Raw genomic sequence first — 18,185 nt, 5'->3', positions numbered from 1 at the left:
GTAAGGGTCTAGTAAGAAAAATAGAAAAAATCATATGTCAGACAATTTAAAAGGTTATAGAAGTAAGTTCGTTAGAGTTAAAACTTCTAAAAAACGAACAATCTCATCAAATAAATGGCTAAAACGCCAATTAAACGATCCTTATGTTTCTAAAGCTCGCTTAGACGGTTATAGATCGAGAGCGGCATATAAATTGCTTGAGATTCATGAAAAGTTTAAATTATTCAAATCCGACATGAAAATAGTTGATTTAGGCGCAGCCCCCGGCGGCTGGAGCCAAGTTGCGGCAAATTTTACAAAATCTACAGATAGCGATTCAAATAGTAAAATAATTTCCGTAGATTTATTAGAGATTGAACCGATTGCCGGGGTAGATTTTTTTCAAAAAGATTTTTTTGATCAAGAAACGGAAGAGATGATTATAGAAGCTTTGAGCGGCAAAGCCGATATAGTAATGAGCGACATGGCATCAAATACTACAGGACATAAAGCTACCGATCACACTAGGACACTTTTTTTATGCGAGCAAGCTTTTGATTTTGCTCTGAAAATTCTGAAGCCGCACGGGCATTTTATTGCTAAAATTTTTCGTGGAGGTACGGAAACCGAGCTTTTAACTAAAGTTAAACTCAATTTCTCTTTAGTTAAACATTTTAAACCTTCTTCCAGTAGAAAAGAATCTACAGAAATTTATTTAGTCGCTTTAAATAAGCGAAATATCGATACTAAATAAAAAATTATCGAAATTTTATAGCTTAATAGTTGCATAATAATCTCACTCAACGCTAATAATTTACCTTCTTAAATATATTTCATTAAAATTTTCATGGCAAATATTAAATAAAATGCTAATAGTGAAGTGGCATAAAATATATATGGAGAAGAAAATAATGCATTGGCTTGATGTTGAAGAAATTGCTAGTCAGTTAGAAGAAAATTATCATGATGAATACGTCCCGCATATGAAATTATTAGACCTTCAGCAAATGATAACATCTCTAAGCGATTTTGAAGATCACGAAGTAGAAGTACAAAGGGCTACGTTAGAAGAAATTCGCGACAAATGGGAAGAAATAAGAGAAGGATTTAACGAAGAAGATGCTGATTAAAAATATAATATTTACGTCAAAAAACATCTTTATTATCTTTATTAAGGTATCTATATCGTTAAATTGATATTATCAGGCAGCAAGATATATAATAACTAACAGTAAAATAGCAATTGCTTGAAAAAATACCCTTAAAGACATTAGCTTTGAGCTAAATTTTTTACCAAACTTCCCGCCGATAGCCATCGATATAACACCTATCGCTAAAACTATAACCGTCAAACTTAAGGCAATTAATATATATATCATATTAATAAATTATTTTTATAATTTTATACTGCTCGTATTTCGAGAATTGAAGATTGTCACCCCCCGACTTGTGCTTTGGTGCATGGCTACCGGAATCGTCATTGCGAGGAGGCATTTATGCCGACGCGGCAATCCAGTTAAATATATTTTTATGCTAAACTTGTTTAGCATTCTAATTAAATTCCTCATTACATTCGGGATAGCCTGGATTGCCACAGCCACTTCGCGGCTTCGCAATGACGAGTTTTTTATTAATTTTCGAGCCATGCAACAACGCCCCTGACTTGGGAACTAGCTCCGGAAAAGTAAGAACCGGATAACGTGGTAGGCTCGGTACGACAACTCTTCAGATTAACAAAATATATATATGGTGCCAATGTGGGGATTTGAACCCCAGACCTACGCATTACGAATGCGCCGCTCTACCGGCTGAGCTACATCGGCATATATTTTTTTCTACGTTAGATTTATATGTTTAAATAATTTTAATTCTATAGAATATAGTAAATTATAAAACTGCAAATATTATTCTTATTAGTACTTTTCAAACAAAAAATCAACAGCAATCCCAGTAATAGATTACTTTTGAAAAATCTAACTTTTTTAAATCTTCTTTCAATATTAAGAATGTTGCAATACCTGCATCTCCAAAGTTAATATGATTATCTGAATCAATTTGTAATAATACTTCATAATTCCCTTCATTTTCTAGATAAGGACCATCTTGTACAAAAGAAGGATACCCTCCTATTTGATGAGAATTAAAGTCATCAATTAATAAGCTATATAGATCGCAGAAATCTGGTTCTTCATCATCTTCTTTGATATACTTCTCAAAAATTTCTGAAAAATTAGGATTAAGGGCTGAGACGGGTTTTTGAGTGTTATAAAAATTTAAAATGTGAGGATATTCTATAGGAAAACCTTCAGGTGTCTTTAAAAAACTTAAATCTTGGTAATCATCATAATTTTCAGGATGAGGTATATATAAAATTTTATAACTGCTTTCTTCACCTCCATAACCCATTCCATATAACTCATTATCTTCAATATAAATTTGTAATAATCCATCTCTAGGAAATGGCTCTAAAAATGGTGCATCTACAAAATTAATCTGTGCAAGTAGATATAAAGGCTTACCTTCCTTTGTGCTAGGATACTCTATGTTTTTTGGTAAATAAGGTACTCCACCAAATTTACTTTGATATAATTGTATGTTTTTTGAGTGCCGATAATCTTTAACTGGAGTTGCTTTAATACCTATAGCTGGCTTTATTGTATTATATATATCTCTTAGTACTTGAATATCGGATATTTTATTATTGTTCATAATATATAATGCTAATTTTTTTCTAGATTGCCACGTCGGTACTTTGTACCTCCGGCTTTGTTGCATGGCTCAAATTTTTGATGTCATTTTAGCTAAAAGCGGGAATCCAGAAAATATTTAAGCGAATTATATAGTAAATTTTTATATAATTTTGTTTATTTTAAATGTTTTTTCTAGATTCCCGCCTTTAGCTAGAATGACATAGGGCGCGCGGGAATGACATCGAAAATTCGAGCCATGCAACAACGCCACGTGAATCGGAAAATAATATACGTGAAGTATTTCGAGAATTGGATTTTATTTTGAAGGGTGAGTGCACGGAGCGTACACTTAGTACGTGAGTACACGAATCCCTGATAAAATAAAAAAACAATTCTTGAAAGACGAGCAGTATATTAATTCAATACATTCGACCATTCAGGATCGGAAGCGTCTTGCGGCGTTATAATTTCCCTTTCATTATAGCCTGTTATATCTATTGCGTAAATCTTATTTTTACCGGCAACTTTACCTCTTGACGGCCATCCTTTAGCAAACATAATAACACGACCGTTAGGTGCCCAACAAGGTCCTTCTACCAAATATCCGCTAGTAATTATCCTTTCGCTATTTTCATCTGCTTCACCGTACGGCTTCATAACTCCGATAGTAAAACCTTCACCTCTAGTAATTTTAGTAAATACGATATGATCTCCTTTCGGTGACCAGCTCGGTGCGGCATAAGATCCTCCGCCGAAGCTAATACGCTGTACATTCGTCCCGTCGGAATTCATAATATATAATTGGCGCGTGCCGCTTCTATCGGAATTAAATACTATTTTGCTGCCGTCCGGCGAATAGGTCGGCGAAGTATTAATACCGAAACCATCGGTTAACCGGCGAAGATTTTTAGTTGCCAAGTCAATTTCGTAAATATGAGTCGAACCGTTTTTTGCTATCGACATCACTGCTTTGTTGCTATTAGGAGAAAAACGCGGAGCAAAAGACATGCCTGAAAAATCACCTACTACGCTTTCTTTACCTGTTTTTAAATCTCGTTCATAAACAAGAGCTCTTTTTTTCGCGTATGAGACATAAAAAATCTTATCTGATGAACATGAAAATCTCGGCGTTAATGCAAGGGTTTTACCGTCGGTAAGATATCTATGGTTAGCACCGTCATAATCCATTAACGCTATTCTTTTTACCCTCTTTAAATATGGTCCGGTTTCTGAAACATACACTATTTTAGTATCAAAATAGCCCTGATCGCCGGTAATTTTTTCATAAATTTTATCGGCGATTTTATGCGCTACTCTGCGGCTTAAATTTGCGGATACCTCAAATATTTCACCGACAAGCTGTTTTTCTAGCGTTGTATCCCATAATATAAAACTAATTTTAAGCTTCCCGTTAGAAAGCTTCTCAACTGAACCGTTTATTAACAGGCTAGCATTAATTTGTCGCCATGCGGCAAAAAGCGGCTTATGCCCTACCCCTCTCTTTTCTTCTATAAAAGAGACAGAAGAAATTGGACGAAATAGACCCGAAAGTTTTAAATCATTGGCAATAACTTTAACTATTTCATTCCCGATTTCATTATCTTCACTATTATTCGCATCGAATTTATTGACTGCCACCGGCGTCGGATTAGCTTGCCCACGGTCTATATTTATAGTTTCAATAGCGTAACTATTTAAGCCAAATAGTAATAATATAAAATATACGATGCCATATATGATGTTTTTCACTTAAAAATACTCCGATTTTTATAATGTAATTTTATCTTAATAATAGCTACACAGTGGACAGCTAAAACGTCATTGCGAGGAGGCAATGCCTGGATAGTAAAAGCATCTTTTATGTCATTCCCGCGCGGCATTGTTGTGTGGTTCCAAATCCCCCGTTATTGCGAGGAGGGACGTAGTCCCGACGTGGCAATCCAGGAAAAAAAATAGCGAAAACTGCTATGAAATTTATTATTTTCTAGATTGCCGCGCTCCTTGCAGTCGCTCGCAATGACGTTTGGGGTATCCACGCAACAACGCCTTCCCGCGTAGGCGGGAATCCAACCTTATTTATGTCATGCTGAACTTGTTTCAGCATCTCTTGTATTAGATCCTGAAATAAATTCAGGATGACTTAAAAGTATTTTTCTGGATTCCCGTTTTCACGGGAAGGACACCCTAGGTATTTTTACTTATCCATTCACAACTTACTCGGATCGAAACTAAAATTAATTTCTTTCCAATAATTAAAACGTGCCGGTTCAAGGTTTTCGATAGGGCTTGCTTGCCACACCGCTCTAACTGCACTATCGACTAATGCCTCGCAAACACTACCGGCAATATTAGGGCAAATTGCTTCTTTAATTTTCACTTGTTCCACATTGCCGATTTTATCTAAAGTAATATTTAAGATTACCTGTACTTTGTTATTATTTCGCGCACCTGCCGGAATATTATTCCACTGTCTTTCAATTTGTTTTTTTATTAATGCCATTTCACTAATAGAAAGCGGTGAGCCTTCTCTATAGTTTCCTTTAGATTCTTTTCCTTTATCCTCTTGCTTTGATCGCGAATATTTACTTGATTTTAAATTATTTCCTTCAGAAGATTGCTCTAGATTTTTCAGCAGCGAATCTAAATCATCGGTATTTTTTTCCTTCTTTTTTATTTCTTTCGGCTTTTCTTTTTTTATTTGAGCTTCTTTTTTAATTTCCTTTACCGGTGGTTTTTCTTCCGGCTTTTTCTCTTCGGGCAATTTTTCCTCTTTCGGTTTCTCAATTTCCTTTTTTTCTTCTAGCGGTTTTTTCTCTTCCTCTATCGGTTTTTCTTCTTGCACTTTAGGTTCTATAGGCGGTTCTTCCTTCGGCTTCTCTTCCGTTAATTTTTTATCAGGTAAATTTTGCTCCTCGCTAACTTTCGGTTTACTCTGTTCTGATTTCTTAGCATCCTCATTTTCAACAGGTTTTTCTTTTTGTTTTTTCTGTGTTATAATGTTAGATTTATCACTAATCGGCAACATTTCAAAGGTTATTATTTGCTCTTCCGGTAATTTCTCAAAAAGTGAAGGTACGCCGAATAGAAAAAAATACAGCACAAATAGATGGAGCGCAATCGAGCAACTAAGAAAAATAAGGAAATTATTATACTGACGTATATCACCTGATTTTTGAATATCTTTATTTTTCATTATGCTTAACATTTGAAATAAGAGCTACTCTTGAAAAACCGGCGGCATGTATTTCGGCAACTACCTCCACCACTTCCCCATAAGATACGTTTTTATCACCTCGTACAAAAATTCTTGTGTCTTTTTTTTCTTTAGTAATATTTGCAAGCTTAGCTGTTAAAGATTTTCTCTCTATTGGAGTTTCAAGAAGAAAAACCTCGCCTTTATTATTGATACTAATAACGAGCGGCTCATCCTGACCTGAAATAGGACTAGAATTTGTTTCAGGTAAATCAACGTTAATGCCCGATACTAGCATCGGCGACGTAACCATAAAAATAATTAACAGCACTAGCATTACGTCCACTAGAGGCGTAACATTGATTTCGCTTACCAACGCCCTTTTATTTCTTCTAATGCCTGAATTTCCCAGCTTAATAGCCATTACATTTTCTCCTGATCAATCGCTTTAGAAAGTATAGAATTTAATTCACTAATAAAATCTTCAATTTTGTTGTTCATAAAAGTTATGCGAGCAGCAAGGTAATTGTAAAAAATTACCGCCGGAATTGCGGCAAATAAACCGATTGCAGTGGCAAGCAAAGCCTCGGCAATACCCGGTGCTACAACCGCTAGGGAAGTATTTTTTGAAGTAGCAATAGACTGGAAGCTATGCATAATTCCCCAAACCGTACCGAACAAGCCTATAAAAGGTGCGCTAGAGCCGACAGTTGCTAAAAAACTTAAATTTTTCTCTAACTTTTCGATTTCTCTATTTTGCGCTAAATACATCGATTGCACTATTCTCTCCTTATGACTAGTTTTTAGAGCGTCGGAAAGCCCCTTAGTATTTAGGCTTTTACATTCATCCATAGCCGATACGAATACTGAAGCAAGAGGATTGTTAACTGATCTTTTAATATTCTCATATAAATGATCCAAGACCCCGCCGGACCAAAAAATACTTTCAAAAGCCGTAATTTTTTTCCTTATCTGCATTAAGCGAAAAATTTTATCAAATATAATAGCCCATGACCAAATAGAGGCAATTACTAACATTAGCATAACGGATTTGCCTATAATATCGGAAGAGCTTATTAAAACAAAAATTGAAAAATGATCTTGCGTTACGACTTCTAAGGTTTCTTGAATATTTGGAGTTGTACTCATTGAATTACACTAGTTATTTACGTTAATAAATTATATATATTTATTTTAACTTTGTCATTAGGTTCTGTGAATAGCGTTGTTGCATGGCTCGAATTTTTGCAAAGTGTTTCGGTGTCATCTAGTTGCTTGACCCACTACTGTACGAACGTTGAAAAAAGGCTGTGTCATGCCGTGACTTGATCACGGCATCCAGGAAAATAAAGTCATATTAGACTTATTTTAGAATCTTTTTATGATATTATAAGCTGGATTCCGTGGTCGTAGCCACGGAATGACAGAGTTTTTACCTCTTTATTTAAACGTTCGTACAGTAGTGGGCTTGACCACGGCATCCAGTCTTTTTATTAAGGTTTTTCCGGATACCGTGGGAGGGGCCTCGGTATGACAAGTTTTAAACGATTTTAACCATCCACATGGGCATTACCTCCTCACAACGGTAATTTATTGCAATAGGCTAACTACTTGCTCAAAACTCATTAAATACTCTTCTTCTTTATCTAAATCTTTTATTTTTAAGTTATTATTTTCTTGCTCGGTATCGCCGATAAAAATAACAAAGCCGGCATTATCGGCAATTGCCCGCTGCATTCTTTTAGTCATTTTTCCTGCAGCATCCATAATTACGGGAATATTTTGCCCCCGTAACTTATCGGCAATTATTAAACAATGCTCAATATTATTATCCTTGATAGGCAAAATAAATACGGGTCTTATTGAAGATATATTATATTCTTTCATTAAGGCAAGCCTTTCAATTCCGGCAGCAAAACCGATAGCAGGGGCATTTTCCCCGCCCATAATTTTACTAAGACCGTCATAACGCCCACCGGCAAGGATAGTCGATTGCGCGCCGAGTTTTTTACTAGTAAATTCAAAAGCAGTATGGCAATAATAATCAAGACCTCGCACTAAACGGGGATTTATATTATATTTGACGTTTAATAAATCTAGATATTTTAGCAGTTCGGCAAAATATTTTTTAGATTCATCGGTATAATATTCGGATAAAATCGGAGCGTTTACTATTATTTTTTGATCATTTTCATTTTTGGAATCAAGAATTCGCATAGGATTTTTAAGCAGCCTTATTTTGCTATCCTCTGATAATTCATCCTTAAAATCATTGAGATATTCTACTAATTTCTGCTGATAATTTGCTCTAGACTCCGTGCATCCTAGAGAATTAAGCTCTAAAATTGTGTCCTTTTCGATTTCAAGACTTGTTAAGATATCTACTGCAAGCTTTATAACTTCAGCATCGGAATAAGAGCCGTTAGCCCCGATATACTCATAATTTAATTGGTGAAATTGTCGCTGTCTACCAGCTTGCGGTCGGTCATATCTAAAAACAGGACCGTATGAGAAAAACTTTAGAGGGAGTTTTTGTTGCAAGCCGTTTGAGATAACAGCTCTCATAATTCCCGCGGTAAATTCCGGTCTTAGCGCAATAGATTCATCGCTTTTATCTAAAAAACTATAAATTTCTTTACTGATAACGTCAGAACTCTCGCCCATAGAGCGATTAAAGACTTTAGTATATTCAAGGATCGGCGTACTCATCGGCACATAGCCGTATAACTCACCAATCTCTCTTGCCTTTTTAATTATAAAGTCATGCACTTTATAATCATCCGGCAATAGGTCTTTCATTCCGCGTAAAGGTCTAAGCTTATCGGTCATTTTGGCTTATCTATAATTTATTTTATGGCATTCTCACAACTTTTTATGTATCCCTGCACAGCATTGTTGCGTGGATCGATAAAAGCAGCAGTATGTCATTCCTGCTTTAGGTGGGCGTTGTTGCATGGCTCGAAAATTAATAAAAAACCCGTCATTGCGAAGCCACGAAGTGGCTGCGGCAATCCAGGCTATCCCGAATGTAATGAGGGATTTAATTAGAATACTAAACAAGTTTAGTATAAAAATATGTTTAACTGGATTGCCACGTCGGCATAAATGCCTCCTCGCAATGACGATTCTGGTAGCCATGCAACAACGCCCTTTAGGTGCGGAATCCAGACTTTTTATTGTCATGCTGAACTTGTTTCAGCATCTCATAATAGATCCTGAAATAAATTCAGGATGACTATATATTTTCTGGATTCCCGCCTGCGCGGGAATGACATAAATCTCAGCTATCCAATTTGAATCAGTACACTTACACCCGTTCTTTCTTCACAAAGAATGATCTAACAATATACAAACTAAATATTATAATAAACCAATATATTAAGGCACGTCCTGCTATTAATAAATTAAACTCCCCATCATACATTTGTATAAACAACAAATACAAACAAGCCAGTAAAATAAACGGTGCAATAATAAATACAATAGGACATTTAAAGGGACGTTGCGCATTTGGTAATTTAATTCTAAAAAGCATTACTATTATAGCAACGGTAGTATAATCGATTAGCGAACCCATGGATGTTAATTGTATTGTAATTTCGGTAGGACAAAAACCTCCTAACAATGCTGCAAGCGCTGAAAATATTATAATCGTAACATATGGACTATCATATTTAGGGTGGAGCTTGGCAAAACTTTTTGGCAATAAACCGTCACGAGCAATTGCATAAAAAATACGAGAAGTACCGTAAATATTCATCATCAGCACGGTCATCATTCCGCAAACCGCACCGGTTGCAACGATAGCCGAACCGATTTTGCTATTATTAAGAGATAAAGCATAAGCAAGCGGTTGATCATTATTTAGTTGATCAAACGGAGCTATACCGGTAACAAGTCCCGCCATCACTACATAAACTAAAGTTGTCAAAACCAGTGAACCTATAATGCCAATCATTATATCACGTTTCGGATTTTTACATTCTTCAGCAGCAGTTGCAATCGTCCCAAAACCTGTAAATGCTAAGAATAATATTGAAGAACCGACCAAAACATTACTAAAGCCGAACGGCATAAAATTTCCCCAATTCGTGGCATCAAAATGCGGAGCAGCAGCTAGTATAAAAGCAAATATTGCCCCCATTTTTACGAAAACTAAAATTGCATTTAGTTTTTTGCTGTCTTTAGTACCTAAAAATAAAATAAATCCAATAAATACTGAAATTAAGAAAGCCGGTAAGTTTATTATTCCACCGTTCGCCGGTACGGTCGTTAACATTTTCGGTAAATATACCCCGCCTGCTTCTAATATTCCTTGAAAATAACCTGACCAGCCGGCAGCAACAATCCCGGCTGCCACACCAAGCTCAAGAATTATTACACTACCTATTAACCAAGCAAATATCTCACCAAATGCAACATAGGAATAAGTATAAATACTGCCCGAAGTCGGTAACATCGTAGCAAGTTCTGTATAAACAAGAGCCACAAAAATACAAGTAACACCGGCAATTGCATAAGATACCATTACGGCCGGACCGGAATATTTTGCGGCAATCATGCCGGTTGTAACAAATACGCCGGTACCGATCATTGCCCCAAGCCCTAGCAGTACTAAATCAAATGCTCCAAGAGTTTTACTAAGACCGCTGCTGCTTCCTAGTTCTCTTACCGATTCAAAACTTTTCTTCTTTAAAAAACTCATTATTTCCTCAAATTATTATAAGATAAATTTTTAGTTATTCTATAGTGTCATTGTAAAAACATCGTCATTGCGAGGAGCGTAGCGACGTGGCAATCTAGTTCTTGTTATGCTGAACTTGATTCAGCATCTCATGAAAAGATCCTGAAATAAATTCAGGATGACTATTTTTCCCTAGATTGCCGCGTCGATTCTACGAATATCCTCGCAATGACGATTCTAGTATAACACTACCCTATCTCTCTCGTAATCCAGCCGCCGCCAAGTACCCTGTCGTTATCATATATAACGCATGCCTGCCCCGGAGCTACCGCTTTTTCCGGCGATAATAATTTTATTCTCATCTCGGAATCGCTTATTTTGCTTACATAAGCAGGAGTCGGCGGTCTCATTGAGCGAATTTTAACGGTTACTTCAAGTTTTTCTCCTTCCTTAATCCCTTTCCCTAGCCAATTAACGTCTTTAATAATAAATTCGCAAGCTTTTAAGGCCGATTCCGGTCCGGCATATATAGTTTTTGTTACGGGATCGATTTTTACCACATATAGAGGCTCATGAAATGATATCCCAAGCCCGCGACGCTGACCGACGGTATAATTAATTATCCCCTCATGAGTACCGAGTTCAAAACCGTTAACATGAACTATTTTACCTTTTTCATTAGCATCGAGACGAATTTTACTAATTACCGTGCGATAATCGCCATCGGGTACAAAGCAAATATCTTGGCTATCCGGTTTATCTGCTACTCCTAATCCAAATTTATTTGCCGCACGCCGCGTTTCTTCTTTAGTCAAATAGCCTAGAGGAAAATGCAAATAATCAAGTTGATCTTTAGTAGTAGCAAATAAAAAATAACTCTGATCTTTTAGCGGATCAAGCCCCGTATGTAGCTCTGCTCCTTTATCTCCCATAACTTTCCGAACGTAATGACCGGTAGCTAAGCCCCCTGCTCCCAGTTCTTTTGCCGTTTTAAGTAAATCTTTAAATTTCACCGATTGGTTACACTGCACGCAAGGCAAAGGAGTTTCCCCTTGCATATAACTATCAACGAAATTATCGATTACCGAATCTTTAAATTTGCTTTCATAATCAAGCACGTAATGAGGGATACCTAGCTTTGCCGCCACCATTTTTGCATCATAAATATCTTGCCCCGCACAACAAGCGTTTTTTTTACTAACGGCTAAACCGTGATCATATAATTGCAAAGTAATACCGATGACCTTATACCCCTGTTCGCACAGCATAGCGGCAACGGTAGAGCTATCAACCCCTCCCGACATTGCTACAACTATAGTAGAGTCCTTATTTATCAAGTTCATCATAGTAAAAAATATTTAGTGTACTCAAAAACTTATTACGCATAGACTAAATAAACAGTGCATTATATTAGATTTTTCGGTAAATTACAATAAGCTATTTAAAAAAATTAGTATTATACTAAATTTTTTATTTAGTTTTAATATCTCGCACTTTAAAAAAGCTATAAGACAAGGTAATTACCTTAACATCCTCCATTTCTGAATCAAGCTCAAAATCTTTATCTATAAAAAATGTTACGGGCATTAGTATTTTTTCGCCGGCTTTTAATAATTGTTCTTCAAAACAAAAACAATGGATTTTAACAAAATATTTTCCTGCTTTATTAGGAGTAACGTTATAAATGGAAGTACCTATTATATCATTATTACTTAAATTTTCGGTTTCATAAAAAACTAAAGTATTTTGTCCTGGAGTAATTTGAATTCTTCGTTGTTTAGGAACAAAACGCCAAGGCAAATTTTTATCGACGTTTGAATCAAATTCTATAGTTATCGCACGACTACCTTTTTCAGGTGAATATATATTTACTATCTCGCGGCTAGTAGTACCGCCGTAACCCGTAACTTTACAAAATAAATTATAAATCGGCACGGAAGCAAAGCTTAGTAATATCATGCTAAGCATTAGTCCGAGCAAAGAAGCCGCTAAGTTTTTATTAGATTTTTTCAACCTTGACCTTTAACTTTAATTAGTTTATTTTAGCTAATATACACGGCAACACAGTTAATGATATTGATGATAATAGGTATAATATATGGCTAATAAAGTTAATGCACTAGCAATTTCTAACGAATCAGGTTTTTATAGCTACTTACAAAAAATTAATAAAATACCTTCTCTTTCTCAAGAAGAAGAATTTTCGCTGGCAAAATCTTACCTTGAAGAAAATAATTTGCAAGCTGCTCATAAATTAGTAACTAGCCATCTTAAATTAGTAGCAAAAATTGCTAGCAGTTATAGAACTTATGGACTTCCTTTAACAGAATTGGTTTCAGAAGGAAATATCGGCTTAATGCAAGCAGTAAAAAAATATAATCCCGATTTAGGTTTTCGTTTATCTACTTATGCGATGTGGTGGATTAAAGCTTCGATTCAAGAATATATATTAAAATCTTGGTCATTAGTAAAGATGGGTACTACCGCCGCACAAAAAAAATTATTTTTTAGCCTTAGTAAAATTAAGCATAAAATCACTAATCTATATTCAAGAGCTATCACAGTTCAGGATTTTGCGCAAATCGCAACTGAACTCGGAGTTACGACAAGTGAAGTGGCCGAAATGAATGCACGACTTTCAGGAGCTGATTTATCATTAAATAATTCTATAAATAATGACGATAGTAGCAGCGGAGAACTAATTGAACTTTTACCCGAGACTCGCCCAAGTGCCGAGACATTGCTTATTAATAAACAAGATTTTACTAATAAAAGAAGTTTGTTATCAAAAGCAATGAAAATTTTAAATGATCGAGAGCTATGTATTTTAACGGAACGTAAATTAAAAGATTCTCCTAAAACTTTAGATATTTTAAGCACTGAATATAAAATTTCTAAAGAGCGTATTAGGCAAATCGAAAATACCGCTTTTGAGAAAATAAAGAAATTCATTTTAAAACAAATTGTTGATAATAATAAACCGACTGCGGAATCGATTTGATTTTAGATCAGACATATTTGTATGTAGGTATGTCATTCCCGTGAAAACGGGGCGTTGTTGCATGGCTCGAATTTTTGCAAAGTGTTTCGGTGTCATCTAGTTGCTTGACCACGGCATCCAGTCTTTTTATTAAGATTTTTCTGGATACCGTACTTATAATAACCATAATACGATAATTATTAGCCATGCAACTAACGCCTTTGGTCGCAGTTTTGTTGCATGGCTCCAAATTTATAGCAAATTTCACGATGTCATTCCGTGATTTATTCACGGAATCCAGGAAAATATATAAATAATACCATTATAAGTTGCTTTTCTGGATACCGTGGACAAGCCACGGTATGACAGTTGAGGTCTTTTTAAGAGCCATGCAACTAACGCCTTTGGTCACTCGCAATGACGTTTAGGGTATTCACGCAACAACGCCTTCCCGCGAAGGCGGGAATCTAGACTTTGTATTGTCATGCTGAACTTGTTTCAGCATCTCTTGTAGTAGATCCTGAAATAAATTCAGGGGGACTTTTTTGTATTTCCTGGATTACCGCCTACGCGGGAAGGCATTGTTGCGTGGGTACCCAAACCGTCATGGCGAGGCGCTTTTTGGCGCCGTGGCCATCTAAGTATAAACATATTTTTATACTAAACTTGCCACCTATATAAATTTTTTGGTATTCTAATTAAATCCCTCATATATTCGGGATAGCCTGGATGGCCACAGCCACTCCGCGGCTTCGCCATGACGAGTTTTTTATTAATTTTCGAGCCATGCAACAACGCCCCACTTTCGTGCGAATGACATCCAGAATGCTAAGAAACACTCAGTTTATAATAACCTTCCTTTAACCGCCTTTCATTTATAAATAATATATTACTCCCTTGAAATATTTAAGTATCTATATCCATTGGCCGTTTTGTTTGTCAAAATGTCCTTATTGCGATTTTAATTCTCATATTGCAAATAAAATAGATCATAACCTTTGGCTTAAATCTTATGAAAAAGAAATTGAGCATTTTACGGATATAATTCAAAACAAATATATAAAATCTATTTTTTTCGGCGGCGGTACTCCCTCTTTAATGGAATCGTTTGTTGTAGAAGGAATAATAAGTAAAATAAAAGAAATAGCTAATATTGATGATCAGACGGAAATAACTTTAGAAACTAACCCGACATCTTTTGAGGCTAATAAATTTCGATCATTTAAATTAGCCGGAGTAAATCGTGTTTCCATCGGCGTACAATCCTTAAGAGAAGATGACTTAAAAAAATTAGGCAGACAACATGACGCCGCGCAAGCTATTAAAACAATTGAAGCAGCTCGTAAAATTTTTCCAAAAATATCTTTTGATTTAATATATGCAAGAAGTGATCAAACTTTAAAAGATTGGCAACAAGAATTAAAGGAAGCAATGCAGCTAGCTAGCGGACATATTTCTCTGTATCAATTAACTATTGAAAAAGGCACTTTATTTTATAAATTATTCAAAGAGGGTAGTTTAATACTTCCTAATTCCGATAAAGCAGCCGAAATGTATGAATGGACAAATTATTATTTAGAATCTAATAACTATTTTAGATATGAGATATCTAATTATGCGCTGCCGAATCACGAATGCATACATAATTTAGCTTATTGGCATTATGATAATTATTTAGGTATAGGTCCCGGTGCTCATAGTAGAATTATTGAGGACTCTAAACAGGCAACTTCTTATAGCATGATGATGTGGCATAAACCGGAAAAATGGCTTCAAGCCGTTAATGAGTTAAATGTAGGAATTCAATCTAAAATTAAATTATCGCTGCAAGAAATGATTGAAGAAATATTAATGATGGGGCTACGACTTAAAGACGGAATAAATATTAATAGTTTAGAGCAAAAAACCGGTATGAAGTTAACGGATATCTTAGATACTAAACTGCTCAACTATTATCAAACATTGAATTTAATAAAATTAGACAACAATATCTATCTTACCGATAAGGGATTAATGCTTCATAGCTATATAGTTCCAAGGTTAATCAAAGATATATAAACTTCTCTCGAAACGCTAATAGTGTTGCTACATGAGGCGAGAAATGGCACCAATGTCATACTGTGGCTTGACCCACTACTGTACGAACGTTTAAATAAAGAGGTAAAAATTCTGTCATTCCGTGGCTACGACCACGGAATCCAGCTTATAATATCATAAAAAGATTCTAAAATAAGTCTAATATGGCTTTATTTTCCTGGATGCCGTGATCAAGTCACGGCATGACACAGCCTTTTTTCAACGTTCGTACAGTAGTGGGCTTGACCGGCGTTGTTGCATGGATCGATAAAAGAAGCAGTATGTCATTCCCGCGAAAGCGGGAATCCAGGCTAAAAAGCCTTAGCTTGTAAGGCTTTTTTCTATATAATTGTAAGTTATCGTTACATCTTTAGTTTAATTTTTCTGGATTCCCGCCTTTAGCCACAGCTGTCCGAAGTTGAAAAATAAATAGAGAAACTGTTTGGGTTTTTCACTCTATTATATATCAAAATAGTAGTATTTTTAGCATTAACGGCAAAAAAAGTACTATTTAATAATCTTAATTTTTTAACTTCGGACAGCTGTGGCCTTTAGCTAGAATGACACCCTTTTTATGGCAATTTCTAATCCATGCAACAACGCTGGCTACGACCACGGAATCCAGTTTTATAATATCATAAAAAAGACTCTAAAATAAGTCTAATATGGCTTTATTTTCCTGGATGCCGTGATCAAGTCACGGCATGACACAGCCTTTTTCTCAACGTTCGTACACTAATGGGCTTGACCACGGTATCCAGAAAAACCTTAATAAAAGGACTGGATGCCGTGGTCAAGCAACTAGATGACAGCGAAACACTTTGCAAAAATTCGAGCCATGCAACAATGCAATAATTATTAAATACTATTTTCTCCACATGTTGCATTATCACTACCGGCTACCATGGTTACTATATCCGGAGCTTTAAATAATATTATAATAGCAGCTATTATAACCAAAGCTACTTCCCATTGTAATTTACCTCTAAGAGTTTGAATTCCTAGAACAATTATACCGACAACCGCTATTCCTCTAGCCGTATTACCTCTAAATATTTTTATCATATTACATAATGCAGCTCCGACAGGGTCAGCAGAAGCACCACTTGCAAATGCATCAAACGACATCATAATCGCAGCTATACTAAGAAAGGTAAGTAATAAGCGTACCCCCAAATTTTGGTCTAGCGATTCTATATTTAACTGTTTAAAATTCATAAATTTACCTCGATAATTATTTTAAAGATTAATATTACACTCTATCTCTATATTAATCAACTTCTTAATATATGCAAATCATACTTATTTTATATAATAAAATACTATAATAAACAAATATTTTTAAGTAACATTATAATCACAGTAGTATTAATATTAATTTTAAATTAATTCTACTTTTATTAAAATTTTTTATACGACTGAAATAAAATATCAAATATCACCTACCGAATACATATATAAAAGTAAATAAAAACAACCATACTACATCGACAAAATGCCAATACCACGCAGCAAATTCAAACCCTAAATGACCATTATCGTTACTAGTAAAATCTCCTCTTTTTGCTCGAAAATAGCAGACTGTTAAGAATATCGTACCGATTATTACATGCGCCCCGTGGAAACCGGTTGCTAAGTAAAAATTAGACGCATATATTCCATCGGTAAATTTAAAAGCCGCATGATGATATTCATAAGCTTGCATCAGGGTGAAAAATATTCCGAGTAATACGGTAAGACCAAGAGCCGTAGCACAATCTTTTTGATTATTTTCTTCTAAAGCATAATGCGCCCAGGTAACGGTACTACCGGATAACAGCAATATCAAAGTATTAATAAAAGGAATATCAAAAGGATCGAAGGTTTTAATGGAAGGCGGGGGCCAAATTCCCTCTTTTACTACCCATACACCGTCAAGAATACCTACCGGCGACAAGCTAGATTTAAAAAAAGAAGCAAAAAATACCCCGAAAAATACTATTTCCGTTAAAATAAATAATGCCATACCGATTCTAAGGCCCGCTCTAACCGGCGTGGTATGCTGCCGTTCTATTATTCCTTCTTTTATTACATCCCTCCACCAAGAATATAAACAAAAAATTACCGAAGCGCTTCCTAAAGCTAGGACATAAGCACCAAATTTATAATCATGCATAAACATTGTGCCGCCTATGACTAAAATAAGTAAGGCAAACGAGGTAAGCACGGGCCAAGGACTCGGTTCGACAAGATGAAATAAATGGGTCTTGATTTCAGAATTTTGATTAATAGAGATTATTTCCTGACTCATATTTAATAATTTTACTTTAATGATATTAAGCTTTGTTTTCTAACTAATTTAAAATACTAACTCATTATATATTTAAAAGTAAATCTTGGCAAAAATTAATTATATTAATGCGAACTATGGATAAGAATTATACATAGTTCGGGTTATATTAGGCATGTTTTTTATTTTTAGAAGCTAATCAGTAACTAGTAATTACATTTTTCTTTATGCCGGCAACTAAAATCTCTTGACTCTTTAAATTATTACATTAATGTAGAAAACCGCTAATAATGTTTAAGCTCCATTGTTACAAA

General features: G+C 35.3%; 24 protein-coding genes and 1 tRNA gene. 9 read left to right on the top strand and 16 right to left on the bottom strand.

Annotation, left to right across the window (positions count from 1 at the left end; genetic code table 11):
- Nucleotides 1-34: 34 nt before the first annotated feature.
- Both AAGD64_RS02910 and iscX read left to right on the top strand, forming a co-directional pair.
- Complete coding sequence (locus AAGD64_RS02910; protein ID WP_341793796.1) at nucleotides 35-733, top strand: RlmE family RNA methyltransferase; 699 nt, start codon at nucleotides 35-37, stop codon at nucleotides 731-733.
- Nucleotides 734-875: 142 nt separating this feature from the next.
- Nucleotides 876-1,109 carry a Fe-S cluster assembly protein IscX gene (iscX, locus tag AAGD64_RS02905; RefSeq protein WP_341793795.1) on the top strand — a complete coding sequence of 78 codons (234 nt, stop codon included), beginning with the start codon at nucleotides 876-878 and terminating at the stop codon, nucleotides 1,107-1,109.
- A gap of 72 nt (nucleotides 1,110-1,181) precedes the next feature.
- Here iscX and AAGD64_RS02900 read toward each other — a convergent pair whose 3' ends face one another.
- The 8 genes from AAGD64_RS02900 to tolQ all read right to left on the bottom strand — a co-directional run bounded on the left by AAGD64_RS02900 (nucleotide 1,182) and on the right by tolQ (nucleotide 7,011).
- A complete protein-coding gene (locus tag AAGD64_RS02900; RefSeq protein WP_341793794.1) occupies nucleotides 1,182-1,358 on the bottom strand; it encodes a twin transmembrane helix small protein in 177 nt (58 codons plus the stop codon).
- A 15-nt stretch (nucleotides 1,359-1,373) separates the two neighbouring features.
- Nucleotides 1,374-1,625 (bottom strand): hypothetical protein, encoded by a 252-nt coding sequence (locus tag AAGD64_RS02895; protein WP_341793793.1) that lies wholly within the window; start codon nucleotides 1,623-1,625, stop codon nucleotides 1,374-1,376.
- Between the two features lie 101 nt (nucleotides 1,626-1,726).
- Nucleotides 1,727-1,802 (bottom strand) — tRNA-Thr (locus tag AAGD64_RS02890).
- A 112-nt stretch (nucleotides 1,803-1,914) separates the two neighbouring features.
- The gene (locus tag AAGD64_RS02885; RefSeq protein WP_341793792.1) at nucleotides 1,915-2,754 is read right to left on the bottom strand and encodes a YwqG family protein; all 840 of its coding nucleotides are present in this window, start codon (nucleotides 2,752-2,754) and stop codon (nucleotides 1,915-1,917) included.
- Nucleotides 2,755-3,083: 329 nt separating this feature from the next.
- A complete protein-coding gene (tolB, locus tag AAGD64_RS02880; protein ID WP_341794136.1) occupies nucleotides 3,084-4,406 on the bottom strand; it encodes a Tol-Pal system beta propeller repeat protein TolB in 1,323 nt (440 codons plus the stop codon).
- A gap of 469 nt (nucleotides 4,407-4,875) precedes the next feature.
- On the bottom strand, nucleotides 4,876-5,862 hold the full coding sequence (locus AAGD64_RS02875) for an energy transducer TonB (protein ID WP_341793791.1): 987 nt from the start codon (nucleotides 5,860-5,862) through the stop codon (nucleotides 4,876-4,878).
- Complete coding sequence (gene tolR / locus AAGD64_RS02870; protein WP_253307933.1) at nucleotides 5,852-6,286, bottom strand: protein TolR; 435 nt, start codon at nucleotides 6,284-6,286, stop codon at nucleotides 5,852-5,854. The genes AAGD64_RS02875 and tolR overlap by 11 nt, the downstream gene beginning before the upstream one ends.
- Nucleotides 6,286-7,011: a protein TolQ gene (gene tolQ, locus AAGD64_RS02865; RefSeq protein WP_341793790.1), complete on the bottom strand. Its 726-nt coding sequence runs from the start codon at nucleotides 7,009-7,011 to the stop codon at nucleotides 6,286-6,288. The genes tolR and tolQ overlap by 1 nt, the downstream gene beginning before the upstream one ends.
- A 51-nt stretch (nucleotides 7,012-7,062) precedes the next feature.
- On the opposite strand from tolQ, the gene AAGD64_RS02860 reads away from it, so the two are divergent.
- Nucleotides 7,063-7,191, top strand: a complete 129-nt coding sequence (locus AAGD64_RS02860) for a hypothetical protein (protein ID WP_341793789.1) — start codon at nucleotides 7,063-7,065, stop codon at nucleotides 7,189-7,191.
- Between the two features lie 261 nt (nucleotides 7,192-7,452).
- Here the strand turns inward: AAGD64_RS02860 and hisS are convergent, their stop codons facing one another.
- The gene (hisS, locus tag AAGD64_RS02855) at nucleotides 7,453-8,691 is read right to left on the bottom strand and encodes a histidine--tRNA ligase (protein WP_341793788.1); all 1,239 of its coding nucleotides are present in this window, start codon (nucleotides 8,689-8,691) and stop codon (nucleotides 7,453-7,455) included.
- 24 nt (nucleotides 8,692-8,715) lie between these two features.
- Here hisS and AAGD64_RS02850 point away from each other — a divergent pair, with 24 nt between their 5' ends.
- Both AAGD64_RS02850 and AAGD64_RS02845 read left to right on the top strand, forming a co-directional pair.
- Nucleotides 8,716-8,910: a hypothetical protein gene (locus AAGD64_RS02850; RefSeq protein ID WP_341793787.1), complete on the top strand. Its 195-nt coding sequence runs from the start codon at nucleotides 8,716-8,718 to the stop codon at nucleotides 8,908-8,910.
- Complete coding sequence (locus tag AAGD64_RS02845) at nucleotides 8,816-9,097, top strand: hypothetical protein (RefSeq protein WP_341793786.1); 282 nt, start codon at nucleotides 8,816-8,818, stop codon at nucleotides 9,095-9,097. Before AAGD64_RS02850 ends, AAGD64_RS02845 begins: the two co-directional genes overlap by 95 nt.
- A gap of 72 nt (nucleotides 9,098-9,169) precedes the next feature.
- Here the strand turns inward: AAGD64_RS02845 and AAGD64_RS02840 are convergent, their stop codons facing one another.
- The 3 genes from AAGD64_RS02840 to AAGD64_RS02830 form a co-directional block, all read right to left on the bottom strand.
- Complete coding sequence (locus tag AAGD64_RS02840; RefSeq protein ID WP_341793785.1) at nucleotides 9,170-10,567, bottom strand: amino acid permease; 1,398 nt, start codon at nucleotides 10,565-10,567, stop codon at nucleotides 9,170-9,172.
- Between the two features lie 227 nt (nucleotides 10,568-10,794).
- A complete protein-coding gene (mnmA, locus tag AAGD64_RS02835) occupies nucleotides 10,795-11,892 on the bottom strand; it encodes a tRNA 2-thiouridine(34) synthase MnmA (protein WP_341793784.1) in 1,098 nt (365 codons plus the stop codon).
- A gap of 124 nt (nucleotides 11,893-12,016) precedes the next feature.
- Nucleotides 12,017-12,514, bottom strand: a complete 498-nt coding sequence (locus AAGD64_RS02830; RefSeq protein WP_253310056.1) for a cytochrome c oxidase assembly protein — start codon at nucleotides 12,512-12,514, stop codon at nucleotides 12,017-12,019.
- Nucleotides 12,515-12,644: 130 nt separating this feature from the next.
- Between AAGD64_RS02830 and rpoH the strand changes: the two genes are divergently transcribed.
- Nucleotides 12,645-13,547, top strand: a complete 903-nt coding sequence (gene rpoH, locus AAGD64_RS02825) for an RNA polymerase sigma factor RpoH (RefSeq protein ID WP_253307938.1) — start codon at nucleotides 12,645-12,647, stop codon at nucleotides 13,545-13,547.
- 7 nt (nucleotides 13,548-13,554) lie between these two features.
- Here the strand turns inward: rpoH and AAGD64_RS02820 are convergent, their stop codons facing one another.
- Complete coding sequence (locus tag AAGD64_RS02820) at nucleotides 13,555-13,818, bottom strand: hypothetical protein (RefSeq protein WP_341793783.1); 264 nt, start codon at nucleotides 13,816-13,818, stop codon at nucleotides 13,555-13,557.
- 415 nt (nucleotides 13,819-14,233) lie between these two features.
- Nucleotides 14,234-14,365 carry a hypothetical protein gene (locus tag AAGD64_RS02815; RefSeq protein WP_341793782.1) on the bottom strand — a complete coding sequence of 44 codons (132 nt, stop codon included), beginning with the start codon at nucleotides 14,363-14,365 and terminating at the stop codon, nucleotides 14,234-14,236.
- Nucleotides 14,366-14,414: 49 nt separating this feature from the next.
- Between AAGD64_RS02815 and hemW the strand changes: the two genes are divergently transcribed.
- The 3 genes from hemW (at nucleotide 14,415) to AAGD64_RS02800 (ending at nucleotide 15,934) form a co-directional block, all read left to right on the top strand.
- Nucleotides 14,415-15,584 carry a radical SAM family heme chaperone HemW gene (gene hemW, locus AAGD64_RS02810; RefSeq protein WP_341794135.1) on the top strand — a complete coding sequence of 390 codons (1,170 nt, stop codon included), beginning with the start codon at nucleotides 14,415-14,417 and terminating at the stop codon, nucleotides 15,582-15,584.
- Nucleotides 15,585-15,608: 24 nt separating this feature from the next.
- A complete protein-coding gene (locus tag AAGD64_RS02805; RefSeq protein ID WP_341793781.1) occupies nucleotides 15,609-15,743 on the top strand; it encodes a hypothetical protein in 135 nt (44 codons plus the stop codon).
- Between the two features lie 62 nt (nucleotides 15,744-15,805).
- Nucleotides 15,806-15,934: a hypothetical protein gene (locus AAGD64_RS02800; protein ID WP_341793780.1), complete on the top strand. Its 129-nt coding sequence runs from the start codon at nucleotides 15,806-15,808 to the stop codon at nucleotides 15,932-15,934.
- Between the two features lie 526 nt (nucleotides 15,935-16,460).
- Here the strand turns inward: AAGD64_RS02800 and AAGD64_RS02795 are convergent.
- Both AAGD64_RS02795 and AAGD64_RS02790 read right to left on the bottom strand, forming a co-directional pair.
- Nucleotides 16,461-16,820, bottom strand: a complete 360-nt coding sequence (locus AAGD64_RS02795; protein ID WP_341793779.1) for a TrbC/VirB2 family protein — start codon at nucleotides 16,818-16,820, stop codon at nucleotides 16,461-16,463.
- A 220-nt stretch (nucleotides 16,821-17,040) separates the two neighbouring features.
- A complete protein-coding gene (locus AAGD64_RS02790; RefSeq protein ID WP_253307940.1) occupies nucleotides 17,041-17,892 on the bottom strand; it encodes a cytochrome c oxidase subunit 3 in 852 nt (283 codons plus the stop codon).
- Between the last annotated feature and the right edge of the window lie 293 nt (nucleotides 17,893-18,185).

The organism is Rickettsia endosymbiont of Ceutorhynchus obstrictus, from assembly GCF_964026565.1.
GTDB lineage: Bacteria > Pseudomonadota > Alphaproteobacteria > Rickettsiales > Rickettsiaceae > Rickettsia.
The sequence above is the reverse complement of the archived record's forward strand: the minus strand, read 5'-3'. Positions and strand labels throughout refer to the sequence as shown.